Source organism: Afipia massiliensis, from assembly GCF_001006325.2.
Lineage (GTDB): Bacteria > Pseudomonadota > Alphaproteobacteria > Rhizobiales > Xanthobacteraceae > Afipia > Afipia massiliensis_A.
Window position 1 is genome coordinate 4,163,895 of record NZ_LBIA02000001.1, and the last position, 13,648, is coordinate 4,177,542.

At 59.4% G+C, this 13,648-nt stretch carries 14 protein-coding genes; 1 reads left to right on the top strand and 13 read right to left on the bottom strand.

All coding sequences use genetic code 11. The features are described from left to right. Positions 1-12: 12 nt before the first annotated feature. The 10 genes from phoU to YH63_RS20040 form a co-directional block, all read right to left on the bottom strand. Complete coding sequence (phoU, locus tag YH63_RS20000; RefSeq protein WP_046830037.1) at positions 13-729, bottom strand: phosphate signaling complex protein PhoU; 717 nt, start codon at positions 727-729, stop codon at positions 13-15. Positions 730-755: 26 nt separating this feature from the next. Beyond that, positions 756-1,583 (bottom strand): phosphate ABC transporter ATP-binding protein PstB, encoded by an 828-nt coding sequence (pstB, locus tag YH63_RS20005; protein ID WP_046830038.1) that lies wholly within the window; start codon positions 1,581-1,583, stop codon positions 756-758. After that, positions 1,580-2,425: a phosphate ABC transporter permease PstA gene (gene pstA, locus YH63_RS20010; protein WP_046830039.1), complete on the bottom strand. Its 846-nt coding sequence runs from the start codon at positions 2,423-2,425 to the stop codon at positions 1,580-1,582. Before pstA ends, pstB begins: the two co-directional genes overlap by 4 nt. A gap of 3 nt (positions 2,426-2,428) precedes the next feature. After that, positions 2,429-3,427: a phosphate ABC transporter permease subunit PstC gene (pstC, locus tag YH63_RS20015; RefSeq protein ID WP_137325256.1), complete on the bottom strand. Its 999-nt coding sequence runs from the start codon at positions 3,425-3,427 to the stop codon at positions 2,429-2,431. 120 nt (positions 3,428-3,547) lie between these two features. Continuing rightward, on the bottom strand, positions 3,548-4,558 hold the full coding sequence (gene pstS / locus YH63_RS20020; RefSeq protein ID WP_046830041.1) for a phosphate ABC transporter substrate-binding protein PstS: 1,011 nt from the start codon (positions 4,556-4,558) through the stop codon (positions 3,548-3,550). Positions 4,559-4,909: 351 nt separating this feature from the next. Then, entirely contained in the window at positions 4,910-5,071 is a 162-nt protein-coding gene (locus YH63_RS21730; protein WP_170978721.1) for a hypothetical protein, read from the bottom strand. A gap of 2 nt (positions 5,072-5,073) precedes the next feature. Then, complete coding sequence (fdhF, locus tag YH63_RS20025; protein WP_046830042.1) at positions 5,074-7,839, bottom strand: formate dehydrogenase subunit alpha; 2,766 nt, start codon at positions 7,837-7,839, stop codon at positions 5,074-5,076. Next, entirely contained in the window at positions 7,836-9,545 is a 1,710-nt protein-coding gene (locus YH63_RS20030; RefSeq protein WP_046830043.1) for an NADH-ubiquinone oxidoreductase-F iron-sulfur binding region domain-containing protein, read from the bottom strand. Before YH63_RS20030 ends, fdhF begins: the two co-directional genes overlap by 4 nt. Positions 9,546-9,722: 177 nt before the next feature. Then, a complete protein-coding gene (locus tag YH63_RS20035) occupies positions 9,723-10,106 on the bottom strand; it encodes a gamma-butyrobetaine hydroxylase-like domain-containing protein (protein ID WP_046830325.1) in 384 nt (127 codons plus the stop codon). Continuing rightward, a complete protein-coding gene (locus YH63_RS20040; protein ID WP_046830044.1) occupies positions 10,106-10,345 on the bottom strand; it encodes a sulfurtransferase TusA family protein in 240 nt (79 codons plus the stop codon). The genes YH63_RS20035 and YH63_RS20040 overlap by 1 nt, the downstream gene beginning before the upstream one ends. Before the next feature lie 89 nt (positions 10,346-10,434). Between YH63_RS20040 and YH63_RS20045 the strand changes: the two genes are divergently transcribed. After that, positions 10,435-10,680: a hypothetical protein gene (locus tag YH63_RS20045; RefSeq protein ID WP_137325257.1), complete on the top strand. Its 246-nt coding sequence runs from the start codon at positions 10,435-10,437 to the stop codon at positions 10,678-10,680. Between the two features lie 7 nt (positions 10,681-10,687). Here the strand turns inward: YH63_RS20045 and YH63_RS20050 are convergent, their stop codons facing one another. The 3 genes from YH63_RS20050 to YH63_RS20060 form a co-directional block, all read right to left on the bottom strand. Beyond that, positions 10,688-11,941 (bottom strand): molybdopterin molybdotransferase MoeA, encoded by a 1,254-nt coding sequence (locus YH63_RS20050; RefSeq protein WP_046830045.1) that lies wholly within the window; start codon positions 11,939-11,941, stop codon positions 10,688-10,690. 6 nt (positions 11,942-11,947) lie between these two features. Then, entirely contained in the window at positions 11,948-12,475 is a 528-nt protein-coding gene (gene mobB / locus YH63_RS20055) for a molybdopterin-guanine dinucleotide biosynthesis protein B (RefSeq protein WP_046830046.1), read from the bottom strand. Between the two features lie 83 nt (positions 12,476-12,558). Beyond that, the gene (locus YH63_RS20060; RefSeq protein ID WP_046830326.1) at positions 12,559-13,569 is read right to left on the bottom strand and encodes a formate dehydrogenase subunit gamma; all 1,011 of its coding nucleotides are present in this window, start codon (positions 13,567-13,569) and stop codon (positions 12,559-12,561) included. Positions 13,570-13,648 lie beyond the last annotated feature (79 nt).

The following is a 13,648-nucleotide window of genomic DNA, read 5'->3' on the forward strand; positions in this document are numbered from 1 at the left end:
AATTGAGACACATTAATTTCCAGACGCGGCCGCTGCAAAGTTCGTCATATCGCCCTTCGGGCGCTGATCGATCATCTGCTGGCCTTCGATCATATAGAACACCGTCTCTGCGATATTGGTCGCGTGATCGCCAATCCGCTCGATGTTCTTGGCGCAGAACATCAGGTGGATACAGAAGCCGATGTTGCGCGGGTCTTCCATCATGTAGGTCAGGAGTTCACGGAACAGCGAGGTGCAAATCGCATCGACCTCCTCGTCGCCCTTCCAGACCACCATGGCGGCAGGCAGATCATGCGCTGCGTAGGCATCGAGCACAGATTTCACCTGCGACTGCACAAGGTCGGTCATGTGCTCCAGTCCGCGGATCAATTTCAGCGGATGAAAATCACTATCGAGCGCCGCAACGCGCTTACCGATATTCTTGGACAGGTCGCCGATACGCTCAAGATCGGTCGCGACACGCATCGAGCTGACGATCTCGCGCAAGTCGACCGCCATTGGCTGACGGCGCGCAATCGTCAGAACCGCACGCTCCTCGATCAGGTGCTGCAGCTTGTCGATGTCGAGGTCTGCGGCGACGACACGCTTGCCAAGCGCAACGTCGCGGCGGATCAAGGCATCGACGGAATCGACGATCTGCCGTTCAGCCAGGCCGCCCATCTCGGCCACAAGCCGGTTAAGCTCCTGAAGGTCTTCATCGAACGCCTTGGCGGTGTGATCTGAACCCATGGTATGTCTCTCCCGCGAAATGCGCGTCAGCCGAATCGGCCGGTGATGTAGTCTTGCGTGCGCCGATCGGTCGGCGAGGTGAAAATCTTGTTGGTGTCGTCGAACTCGATCAATTCGCCGAGATACATGAACGCGGTCTTGTCCGACACACGCGCCGCCTGCTGCATATTATGCGTTACGATGGCGATCGTGTAATCTTCCTTCAGCTCCTGGATCAGCTCCTCGATCTTCGCGGTCGAAATCGGATCGAGCGCCGAGCAAGGCTCGTCGAACAGGATCACCTCGGGACGAACCGCAACGGTGCGCGCGATGCACAGGCGTTGCTGCTGCCCGCCTGACAGGCTGAGACCGCTGGCATTCAACTTATCCTTGACCTCGTTCCAGAGCGCTCCACCCTTCAGCGCGGCTTCGACGCGGCCGTCCATTTCCGACTTCGAGATCTTCTCGTAAAGCCTGATGCCGAAAGCGATGTTCTCGTAGATCGTCATCGGAAACGGTGTCGGCTTCTGGAACACCATTCCGATCCGGGCGCGCAACAGATTGAGGTCGAGCTTCGGATCCAGAATGTTGGTCGAATCCAGCATCAGGTGTCCGACCGCACGCTGACCAGGATAGAGATCGTACATCCGGTTGAAGATGCGCAGCAAAGTCGATTTGCCGCATCCCGACGGACCGATAAATGCGGTGACACGATTCTCGCCCAGAGCAAGATTGATGTTCTTCAGAGCGTGATGCTCGCCATAATAGAAATTCAAGTCGCGCGCTGTCACCTTGGCTCGCGCGTCCGCCTGGGCAACTACCCCCGGTACGTGCCCGCGCGGAAGATCAACACTCACTGAAAGCTGTTCGCTCATTTCGAGGTCCTCTCAGCGCCAAGAATGCGTGCGCCAATGTTAAGGGCAAGTACGGTCAAGGTGATAAGCAGTGCCCCACTCCATGCGAGCTGTTTCCAGTACTCGTACGGGCTCTGGACGAAGTTGTTGATGGTCACCGGCAGGTTGGCCATCGTCTTGGTAAGATCAAGACTGAAGAACTGATTGCTGAGCGCTGTGAACAGCAGCGGCGCGGTTTCGCCGGCAACGCGTGCAGTGGCCAACAGAACGCCGGTGATCAGGCCTGCGCGCGCGGCACGATAAGAAATACGCTTGATGACCAGTGAACGCGGCAGGCCGAGTGCGGATGCCGCTTCACGTAGTGGGTTGGGAACAAGGCCGAGCATGTCCTCCGTGGTGCGTACCACCACCGGAATGACGATGACCGCCAGAGCCAGTGTGCCTGCGAGCGCGGAGAAACCGCCCATCGGCACGACGACGGCGCCGTAGACGAACAAACCGATGATAATCGACGGCGCGCTCAACAGGATATCGTTGATAAAGCGGATCACCGACGTCAATCTGTCGTGCTTGCCGTACTCGGCAAGGTAAGTACCGGCAAACAATCCAACCGGCGCACCGATCCCGACACCCAGCACCGTCATGATGATCGAACCAACGATGGCATTAAGCAATCCGCCATCGGTAGAGCCCGGCGGCGGAGTGTTCTCGGTAAAGATACTAAGGTTCAGGCCCGCGAGGCCGTTGTAGAACAATGTGAACAGGATCAGCGCAAGCCAGGTGACGCCGAACAACGCGGCACCGAGACACAGGATACGGATCACGATGTCAGAGCGGCGACGGGAGGCATAAATCGGATTCATGGCTCAGTTCCCCGCCTTCTTCTCGAGGCGCATCAGCATCAGCCGCGCTGACGCCAGCACGAAGAATGTGAGAACGAAAAGCAGCAGACCGAGCAGGATGAGACCCGACTGGTGCAGGCCATCGCTTTCGGCAAATTCGCTGGCGATAGCTGCTGAAATTGTCGTGCCGGGCGCAAAGACCGAGGTCGATATCCTAAACGAGTTTCCGATGATGAAGGTGACGGCCATCGTCTCGCCGAGCGCGCGGCCGAGCGCCAGCATGATGCCGCCGATCACGCCGACCCGCGTATAGGGAATGACGACGTTACGGACGACTTCCCATGTAGTGCAACCGACGCCGTAGGCTGCTTCCTTCAAGACCGGCGGAACCGTCTTGAACACGTCGACCGAAATCGAGGTGATGAAAGGCAGCACCATGATCGCGAGGATCAGTGCGGCATTGAATAGGCTGAGATACGACGGCGGGCCCGCGAAGATGGTGCCGAGAATTGGCACGCCGTCGAAAATCTTGATCATGAAGGGCTGAAAGGTGTTCGCCAGGAACGGGCCGAGCACGAAGAAGCCCCACATGCCATAGATGATCGACGGAACGCCGGCGAGCAGTTCGACCGCCATGCCGATCGGGCGGCGCAGCCATTGTGGACACAACTCGGTCAGAAAGATCGCGATGCCGATACCGATCGGAATGGCGATCATCATCGCGATCACCGACGTTACCAGCGTGCCGTAGATCGGGCCAAGCGCACCGAGCACCGGTGGATCCGCGGACGGCGCCCAGCGCTGCGTCCACAGGAAGGAGAATCCGTACTCCTTCATCGCAGGCCATGCGCCCGCGATCAGGGAGAGAATGATGCCGCCGAGAATGAGAAGAACCGCGAGCGCACAGGCCCGAGTGGTCCAATAGAATGCCTTGTCCCCGAACTTGAATGCGCTCAGAGCCTTCGCGCGATCGTAAGGTCCAGCTTCGTCTATCGAGGTGCTCTGAACGGTCATCTCTGCCACGCTCGTCCCCTGTCCCATTCATTCTAATTGAAGTCTGCTAGCCGCACACGTCTTGATTGGCGCGGATGCCGTCAAAGGAACCGAAGGAGAGGCAGCAGGCCTCTCCTTCGGAATGTTCGCTTAGCTCTTGATGTCGGCCGACCAGGTCTTTTCGATCATCTTGACCACCGGCTCAGGCATCGGGATGTAGTCGAGATCCTCAGCCATCTTGTCGCCCTTCTCGAACGACCACTTGAAGAACTTGATCGCTTCCGCGGACGCGGCTTTGTCGACCGGAACCTTGTGCATCAGGATGAAGGTCGCGGCGGTGATCGGCCACGAAGCCTCACCCGGCTGATCGGTCAGGATCACGTAGTAACCGGGAGCCTTGGCCCAATCAGCGTTGGACGCTGCGGCCTGGAACGTAGCCACGGTCGGCTGGACGGTCTTGCCGGCCTTGTTGGTCATCGCTGCATGGGTCAGCTTGTTCTGCTTGGCGTATGCGTACTCGACGTACCCAATCGAATTCTTGGTCTGACCGACGTTCCCTGCAACGCCTTCGTTGCCCTTGGCGCCGACGCCGGTGGGCCATTCAACAGCCGTTCCCAGGCCGACCTTGGCCTTCCACTCGGCGTTGACCTTCGACAGGTAGTCGGTGAAGTTGAAGGTCGTTCCCGAACCATCCGAACGGCGCACCACGGTGATGGCGTCGGTCGGCAGGGTGAGCTTCGGGTTCAGCTTGGCAATGGCAGGGTCGTTCCACTTGGTGATCTTGCCGAGATAGATGTCGCCGAGCAGTTCGCCGGAGAGCACGAGTTCGCCCGGCTTGATGCCTTGGAGGTTCACGACAGGCACGATCGCGCCCATCACCATCGGCCACTGAATGAGGCCGTCCTTCTCAAGCTGTTCAGCCTTGAGCGGCGCGTCGGTCGCGCCGAAGGTCACGGTCTTGGCCTGGATCTGCTTGATGCCGGCGCCGGAACCGATCGACTGGTAGTTCAGGCCATTGCCCGTCTCTTTCTTGTAGGCGTCAGCCCATTTCGAATAGACGGGGAACGGGAACGTCGCACCCGCACCGGTGATGTCGGCGGCAAAAGCCGAGGTCGATGCGGCGACAAGGCCAGCAACGACGGCTGTTTTGATGAAATTCACTGGGTCTCTCCATCGTGTGAGCGGGTGCACAATCATCGGAGATTGTTTCCCGAGGCCGTCTCTTTAGAGGTCCGGCATAGAGCTTTTATGGAGGTTGGATGACAGTCGTGTGACACCCTGTGACAGCACAGGACACCACTGAATTCATCCGCGTACCCTGTTGATATATTTTATGAAAATCGACTTCAGCTCGCCCGCTCAAAATATGAACGGAAAGGAATTTTAACAACTGTGTACAGCGCGCGGGCCGCCCGATGACAGAGTTCCGTGCATCGTCGCCAAGCAATTTCCGGCTTGGTTGAAGGGCTGCGGGAGACGCTAACCGCTCAGAACACTGAATTTGCGCGCGATTCAGGTTTTGACCGAGCCATATGGCCCGGCGAGCGGCAGCCGGCGCGCGAATTCAGAAGCGAGCCAGTCGATAAAGGCGCACACCCACGAGAACTGGTGATTCTGCGGATAACCGGCAGCGCCAACGGCGGCGTTGTCTGACCGCCACGGCTTTGCGTTCAATACTACTCCGCCGCAGTGCGAAGCTCAGCGCGCTCCACACGCACAGCACAGAACTTGAACTCAGGAATTTTCCCGAACGGATCAAGCGCCGGATTGGTCAGCAGGTTTGCTGCCGCTTCGGCGTAGCAGAACGGCATGAAGACCATGTTTTCAGGAACGTCGCGGTCGGAGCGAATCTTGACCTCGATAGCGCCTCGGCGCGTTTCCAACTTTATGAAATCTCCGGGCCATACGTTTATCCGCCGCATGTCCCTCGGCGACATGAAGGCAACGGCCTCAGGTTCGATGCTGTCGAGCACCTCCGAACGGCGCGTCATCGAGCCGGTGTGCCAGTGTTCAAGCACGCGGCCCGTCGACAGCACCATCGGGTACTCGTCGTCGGGAATCTCGTCCGGCGCTGTGACACGCGCCGGCACGATCTTGCCGCGGCCGCTTTCGGTCGGGAAACCTGTGGTGAAAATGATCTCGTTGCCAGCCTTGAACGGATCATCGACCGGATAAGTCACCGCACCTTCGCGCTCGAGCCGTTCCCACGTGATGTTTTTCAGCGACGGCATCACATAGGTCATCTCGGTGAACACATCGGCAGGACCGCTGTAATTCCAGTCGAGCCCCATACGCTTGGCGATTTCCTGAATGATCCACAGATCCTGCCGGGCATCGCCGGGTGGCTTGATCACCTGACGTGCGATCTGCACGCGACGATCGGTGTTGGTGAACGAGCCTTCCTTCTCGGCGAATGCAGATGCCGGCAATATCACGTCGGCATGGAACGCAGTCTCAGTCACAAACAAATCCTGCACCACCAGATGCTCCAGCATGGCTAGCGCCTGACGGGCGTGCTGCAAATCGGGGTCTGACATCGCGGGATTCTCACCCTCGATGTACATGCCGGTAATATCACCTGCATGGATTGCATCCATGATCTCTACAACAGTCAATCCCCGGACCGGATCGATCTCCTGATGCCAGAGTTTCTCGAACGGCTGACGCAAGTCGACACGGCCCACAGGCTGATAATCCGGCAGAAACATCGGAATGAGACCCGCATCCGATGCGCCTTGCACATTGTTCTGACCGCGCAGCGGGTGCAGGCCCGTGCCGGGACGGCCGATCTGTCCTGTAGTCAGCGCAAGTGCGATGAGGCATCGCGCGTTGTCAGTGCCGTGGACGTGCTGGCTGATGCCCATGCCCCAGAAGATGATCGACGATTTCGCCTTCGCATACATGCGGGCGACTTCGCGCAGGGTCTCGGCTGGAACGCCGCAGATCAATTCCATCTTCTCCGGCGGGAATTCCTTGATCTTTTCCTTGAGGTCGTCGAACCCCTCGGTGTAACCGGCAATATACTGCGCGTCGGTCAAACCCTCGGTGATGATCGTGTGCAGCATTGCATTCAGCATCGCTACATCGCTGCCGGGCTTGAACTGCAGATGCATGGTCGCGTGACGCGACAGCGATTGTCGGCGCGGATCCATCACGACCAGCTTCGCGCCCTTCTTCGCCGCGTTCTTGATATAGGTCGCCGCGACAGGATGATTGACGGTTGGATTCGCACCAATGACGATAATCACCTCCGCATCCGCGGCCGCTGCGAACGGCGCGGACACGGCGCCCGAGTTCAGGCCTTCCATCAGGGCTGCAACCGAGGACGCGTGGCACAGTCGCGTACAATGATCCACGTTGTTCGAGCCGAAGCCGGTGCGGACCAATTTCTGGAACAGATAGGCTTCCTCGTTTGAGCCCTTTGCCGATCCGAAACCTGCCAGCGCCTTGACGCCCTTTGTATCGCGAATTTTGGCAAGGCCCTTGGCGGCGATATCGAGAGCTTCTTCCCACGACGCTTCGCGGAAGTGCGTGAACGGGTTAGCCGGATCGACCTGATCTCTGGCGTCCTTTTTGGCATTCGGCAATCGGACCAGCGGCTTCGTGATCCGGTGAGGGTGATGAATGTAGTCGAAGCCGAAGCGCCCCTTGACGCAGAGGCGGTTGTGGTTGGCAGGGCCATCGCGGCCCTCGGCATAGACAATCTTCTCGTCCTTGACCTGATACTCGACCTGACAGCCGACGCCACAGAACGGACAGAGTGAGGCGACCGTCTTGTCGGGATAAACCGTGCGGGTCTGGTTGGCGTCGAGATACGCTGACGGCATCAGCGCGCCGGTCGGACACGCCTGGACGCATTCGCCGCATGCGACGCAGGTGGATTCGCCCATCGGGTCGTCAAAGTCGAACACGATCTTGGCGTCATGGTTGCGGTAGGCCATGCCGATGACATCGTTGACTTGAACCTCGCGGCAGGCGCGCACGCATAGTCCGCACTGAATGCAGGCGTCGAGATTGACGCTCATCGCCGGATGGCTGCTGTCGCCCGCCCAGCGATCATTGGCCGGGAAACGGCTTTCGGTGACCTCGACCTTGTCGGCCCAGTTCCAGAATTTCGAATCCGGATCGTGCGAAGTCGCCCGCGCTGGCTGATCCGCGACGAGCAACTCCATCACCATCTTGCGGGCGGAGACGGCGCGTGCGCTCGCTGACTTAACCTTCATGCCGACATTGGGCATACGCTTGCAGGAAGCCGCCAGCACACGCTCGCCTTCAATTTCCACCATGCATGCGCGGCAATTGCCGTCGGCGCGATAGTCTGGCTCCGGCGAATAACACAGGTGCGGAATTTCCGTCCCTTCACGTTTGGCGACCTGCCAGATCGACTCGCCCGGCTGGGCCTCGACCATCTTCCCGTCCAGCTCAAATTGGATCTTGGTCATTCTGCGGCTTCCTTGGGCGCGAATTCCTCGGGAAAATATTTGATGACGGTAGTCAGCGGGTTTGAAGCCGCCTGCCCCAGACCGCAAATTGATGCATCACGCATCGCCTGACTCAATTCATCGAGCAGATCGCGGTTCCACACGCGCTGTTCCATCAGCGTCGCCGCCTTCTGCGTTCCGACGCGGCATGGCGTACACTGGCCGCAACTCTCATCCTCGAAGAAGCGCATCAGGTTTAGCGCAGCATCCTTGACCTCATCCTTGTCGGACAGGATGACAACCGCCGCAGAACCGATAAAGCAGCCATATTTTTCCAGCGTGCCGAAATCGAGGGGGATGTTGTCCATCGACGCCGGCAGGATGCCACCCGAGGCACCGCCCGGCAGATACGCGTGAAACGTATGCCCATCGGCCATGCCGCCGCAGAACTCGTCGATCAGTTCACGCACCGTGACACCGGCAGGCGCGAGTTTCATGCCAGGATTTTTCACACGCCCGGAGACCGAGTAGCTGCGCAAGCCCTGACGTTCGTTGCGGCCCTGCGATTTCCACCAGTCTCCGCCCTTTTCGACGATGTCGCGCACCCACCACAGCGTTTCGATGTTGTTGATCAGGGTCGGCAGGCCGAACAGGCCAACCTGAAACGGATATGGGGGCTTGTGACGAGGCAACCCGCGCTTGCCTTCGATGCTTTCGAGCAGTGCGGATTCTTCACCGCAAATGTACGCGCCTGCACCGCGGCGCAGATGCAATGTCGGACCGCCGGGCGGCAGTTTCTTGATTTCGCGTTCGATGATTTCGCGCGACGCTGGATACTCGTCGCGCAGATAGATGTAGACATCGGGAGCTTCAACGACATGCGCGCCGATCAACATGCCTTCGATAAAGCGATGCGGGTCGGTTTCGAGATAGTAGCGATCCTTGAAAGTCCCCGGCTCGCCTTCGTCACCGTTGATCGCCATGAGGCGAGGACCCGGCTCGCCCAGAACGGCGCGCCACTTGCGGCCGGTCGGGAAACCTGCGCCACCAAGACCACGCAGCGACGCGTCATCGAGCGCCTTCAGCAAATCCTCTTTCGTCATCGCACCGGAGCGCAACTTCGTCAGCAGCGCGTAGCCGCCCTCGGCAACGTAGGAGTCGTAATCGATGTACTTCGGCAGATGCGCGTGGGTATCACCGCTTTTCGCCGCGGCCAGAACGCTCTCAACGCTCGCATGATCGACGAAATTGTGTCCCACCTCCGCAGCCGGCGCTGTGTCGCAGCGCCCGACGCAAGGCGCGCGCACGACACGCACGCCGGGGCCGGCGCTCTTCTTCAACTCACTCAGCAGCGTCTCCGCGCCGAGCATCGCGCAGGTCAGAGAATCGCAAACCCGGATGGTCAGCGGCGGAAGATCGGGCTGGCCTTCTTTGACCACGTCGAAATGCGCGTAGAAGGTCGCGGTTTCGAACACCTCCGCGAAAGCCAGTTTCATCGAGTCGGCAAGCGCAGCCAAATGAGCCGCCGAAATCTGGTTGTACCTCTCCTGGATCAGGTGGAGATGCTCGATCAGCAGGTCGCGCTGCCGGGAGCGACCTTCGAGCAAAATCTCTATTTCTTCAGCGGCTTGCGGGTCAATCTGTCGACCTTTGGGCGTCGATTTTGCCCGCCGGCGGCCTTCACCAGGGTGTTCGAATGGCTGAACCTCTTGGACGTTATGATGCATTCGAATGTCTCTTCCCAAAGTCTTAGAACCCCGGACGATAGTATCTGGCATTCAATATGCCAAGAATTATTCCAAGGTTGCGCAATGACGCCGATTGCTACCCCTTTACGCAATATGAAATGGAATTCCGGAGCTGCCGCTTGCCGACGCCACGGCTATGGACACGTGCAGTAAGCGTTAACGGATTCCGGGCTTGTCGCGGTCCAACTGCTTGGCAGCCAGATCATCAAGATAGTTTTGAAAGCGACCTTCGGCGTTGATGCCGAGATCATGCAGGAATGCCCAGGAGTAAATCCCGGTATTGTGCATATCGTCAAAACCGATCCGCACTGCATAGTTTCCGACGGCATCTACGGAAAGAATGGCGACGTTACGCTTGCCGCCGACAGTTTTCCGCTCCGCTTCGGAATGTCCCTGCACCTCGGCCGAAGGGCTGGTCACGCGCAGCAGTTCGGCGGAGAGGTTGAAGACCTTGCCATCATCGAAGGCGATGACCAGAGAGCGCCTGTCTTTCGCAAGCCGGATTTCCACCGGCCACGCCGGCGAAGTGTCCGGGCCGATCAAGCGGACGCTCCATCCGCCTTCTCGATCATGAACACGATTCGTTGTTCGGCGCGTTCGATGATCTCAACGCGATCACCGGTTTCCCGGATCAGATTGGGAATATCGATGACGGACAACGGATCGGTGCAATGTACCTCAAGCCGATCGCCCGCGATCAACGTCTTCAACGCCTTTCGCGTCTTCAGTACCGGCAGCGGGCATTTAAGCCCCGTCAGATCGAGCTTGGTCATAGCCATACCTCTCAATGGCGGAGGCCATGATCATCGTCAACTGGCGCCTTAGCCATCTCTTGCAGTGCATCATTTTCACCCCATGAGTCCAAGACATGCGACGCGAGCGCGACAATCGATTGCTTGCTTTGCCCGATTCCGACGCCCAAAATGTATGTGGAACAAATGATTTGCTGGGGAATGCCATGAGAGTATTTATCGCGGCGTTGCTGTTTGCCGGAGTTGCCGCCGCCGGCACGTCAATGATCCTGAACGCTTTCCAAGAGCCTGGCTATGTCGCGTTCACGACCAGTGGAGCCCGCGTCGGCGACCCCGGCCACAACCTGGTCGGGCCAGGCTGATGTGGCGCTAGACCAGACTTGAATAGTCCAGAAACCCGACCGTCTGGCCGGGCTCAACCGTTGTGACCTCTTCATCGAGTTCGACCAATCCGTCGGTATCCACCAGCGATGAGAGAAGGCCCGCGCCTTCGCGCGGAAATTTTACCGCCTCCAGTGCCCCCTCACCTTTGCGTAAACTGACCCGCACGTACTCGCGGCGGCCGATCTTCTTCTTGTAGCTAAAGGCAGCGCGTACCGGCATCGGTATGGGCCTTTTCTGTGCTGTGCCAGCCAGCGCCAGAACGGTCGGGCGGACGACGTAGGCAAAAGTCACAAAGCTTGCCACGGGATTTCCCGGCAGCCCGATAAATGGCGTGCCGCCGATGACGCCCATTGCCACCGGACGGCCCGGCTTGATCGCCATGCGCCAGAGCACCAGCGTCCCGACGCTCTCGACTGCGGCCTTGACGTGATCCTCTTCGCCCGTGGAAACGCCACCCGAAGTAAGGATCAGATCATGATTGCCAGCGGCTTCTTTCAACGCTGATGCAAGGGAGGCGCGATCATCGCGCAAAATGCCGAGATCGCTGACCTCGCAACCAAGCCGCTTCAGCATTGCCGTCATCATGAAGCGATTGGAGTCGAAGAGTTGCGCAGCACCGCGCGGCGCGCCGGGCGACACCACCTCATTGCCAGTCGAGAACACGGCAATGCGCAGGCGTCGCCTTACCTCAACATTGGTGAGCCCGAATGCAGCAATCAGCGCGATGTCCTGCGGTCGCAATTGCCGCCCGGCGAGCAGCGCCGAATGACCTGCAGGAGTATCCTCACCGACCGGGCGCACATTGGCACCGGCTTTGAGACCCGGCGGCAGCACAACTTTGCCAGCCTGGTCGATCCGTACGTCCTCCTGCATGAACACAGTATCGGCGCCAGCGGGCATCGGCGCGCCGGTAAAAATGCGAACCGCTTCACCGGCGGCGATGGCAGCCGACGCCGAGGCCCCCGCCTGAATACGCCCGGCGATCGGAAATGCCTGCTCGGTGTCGCGCGGCAAATCCGCGCCGCGCACCGCATACCCATCAACCGCTGAATTGGTGAATGGCGGCAGCGCCAGCGGTGCTTTGATGTTGGCACCGAGGATGCGGCCATCCGCCTCGGCCAGATCGACCCATTCCGTATCCGTCACGGCATCAATGCGACTGCCAATAATCGAGACGGCTTCGTCGACCGACATCATGGGGCCGCCGAATGCGAAGCAGTCGTCCGAGAGTTGTGCCATCGGCGATCAGGCTCCCGCGGCCTCATGCGCAAACACATCCTCGATCCGCACCGCCGCCGCCTTCATAATGCGGGCGATGGCTGGAATGTCATCGAGATGAGCGGTCGGCAGCGTCGAATTCACGGCGATGTCGGCGGCGATACCGACAATGGTCGGGTCTGCAGGAAACATCAGCGGCTTGCCGTTCGCGGCACGATGCACCTCGATCTTGGGGTGCAGGTCCGCCTTGAAGCCTTCAACGATCAGCAAATCCACGCGTGACATCTTTGCCAGCAGTTCGGCCAAGGGGGCTTCCGGCGCGCCGCGCAATTCGTGCATCAATGCCCAGCGACGACCGGAAGAGACCAGCACTTCAGTAGCGCCCGCCTGCCGGTGCAGCCACGAGTCCTTGCCCGGAACATCGACGTCAAAATTGCTGTGGGCGTGCTTCATTGTAGAAACGCGCAAGCCCTCGGCGATCAGATGCGGGATAAGGCGCGCAAGCAGCGTCGTTTTGCCTGCCCCGCTCCACCCCGAAAGACCTATCACCCTCATTCCGTACTCCGAAAACTCAAAGGACCGCCCGGTTGTGCCGGACAGTCCCTTATATAGGTATGCGCTTTAGCGAATAGGCTGAATTATTCGGCGGGCATGGCCCGCGAACTGCCGGTGTCGGGCGCCCGACCCTTGGCCTGCTCCTCCTCGACCCAGAGCGAGTGGTGCTCCTTGGCCCAGTTGAGGTCCACCTCGCCCGTCCCCATCGCATCGAACGCCCCCTCCATACCGACCGAGCCGATATAAATGTGGGCGAGCATCGCAGCGATAAACAGCATGGCAATCACGGCATGGATCACAGTCCAGAACTGCAGTGTCGTGACGTTCGCCGGGATGTAGGGAAACAGCAGGTACCAGCCCGACACGGACATCAGCGCGCCGCCGATGATGACGATCCAGAAGATGCCCTTCTGGCCGGCATTGAAGCGCCTGGCCGGCGGATGCTCGCCATTCTTCAGCATGCCGCCGCCCTTCTTGAGCCAATTGAGATCGACCTTTCCGGGAATGTTGTCCTTGATCCAGATCAGGAACATGATCACGAGGCCAAGCATGAACGGGAACGCGAGGTAATTGTGCGCTATCTTGCCCCAAGCCGTCATCGTGGAGAATGCCTCAGGCCCGAACAGCGGCAGGATCAGCACGCGGCCGAAACTGATATTGAGGCCCGACAGCGCGAGGATGATGAAACAGCTCGCGGTCAGCCAATGCGTGAATCGCTCGAAGCTGGCGAAACGGAGAATCTTGAGACCGGAAAAACCGTGCTCGACCCGGATGCGGCCCCGAACCATCAGGAAGATGGCGAGCAAGGCAACCATGCCGATGATGGCAACGCCGCCGATGATGGGAAGCGTGCTGCGCTGGAAATCGCGCCAGTCCTTCCCGGCAGGCTGGATCAGGCTCGATGCCATCGGATCCGGGATGGTGATCCGGCCCGTGATCTTGTCGCCCTCCTTCAGCGCCTTGAGAAGCTGGTCTTCCTGAACGGCGTCGGCGGTGGGCTTGAAGGACAATTGCGCGGTGGCGGGATGCGCGAGCACGAACAACAACGCGAAGGCGGCACACAGGGTCTTGAGGGTTGAGAGCGAGATCGACATCGGCACGACCTTCCATTTCCAATCAAGAACAACTTCGAGCATGAGGTTGCCCGAAGGCCCTACGGACCTTCGGCATCGC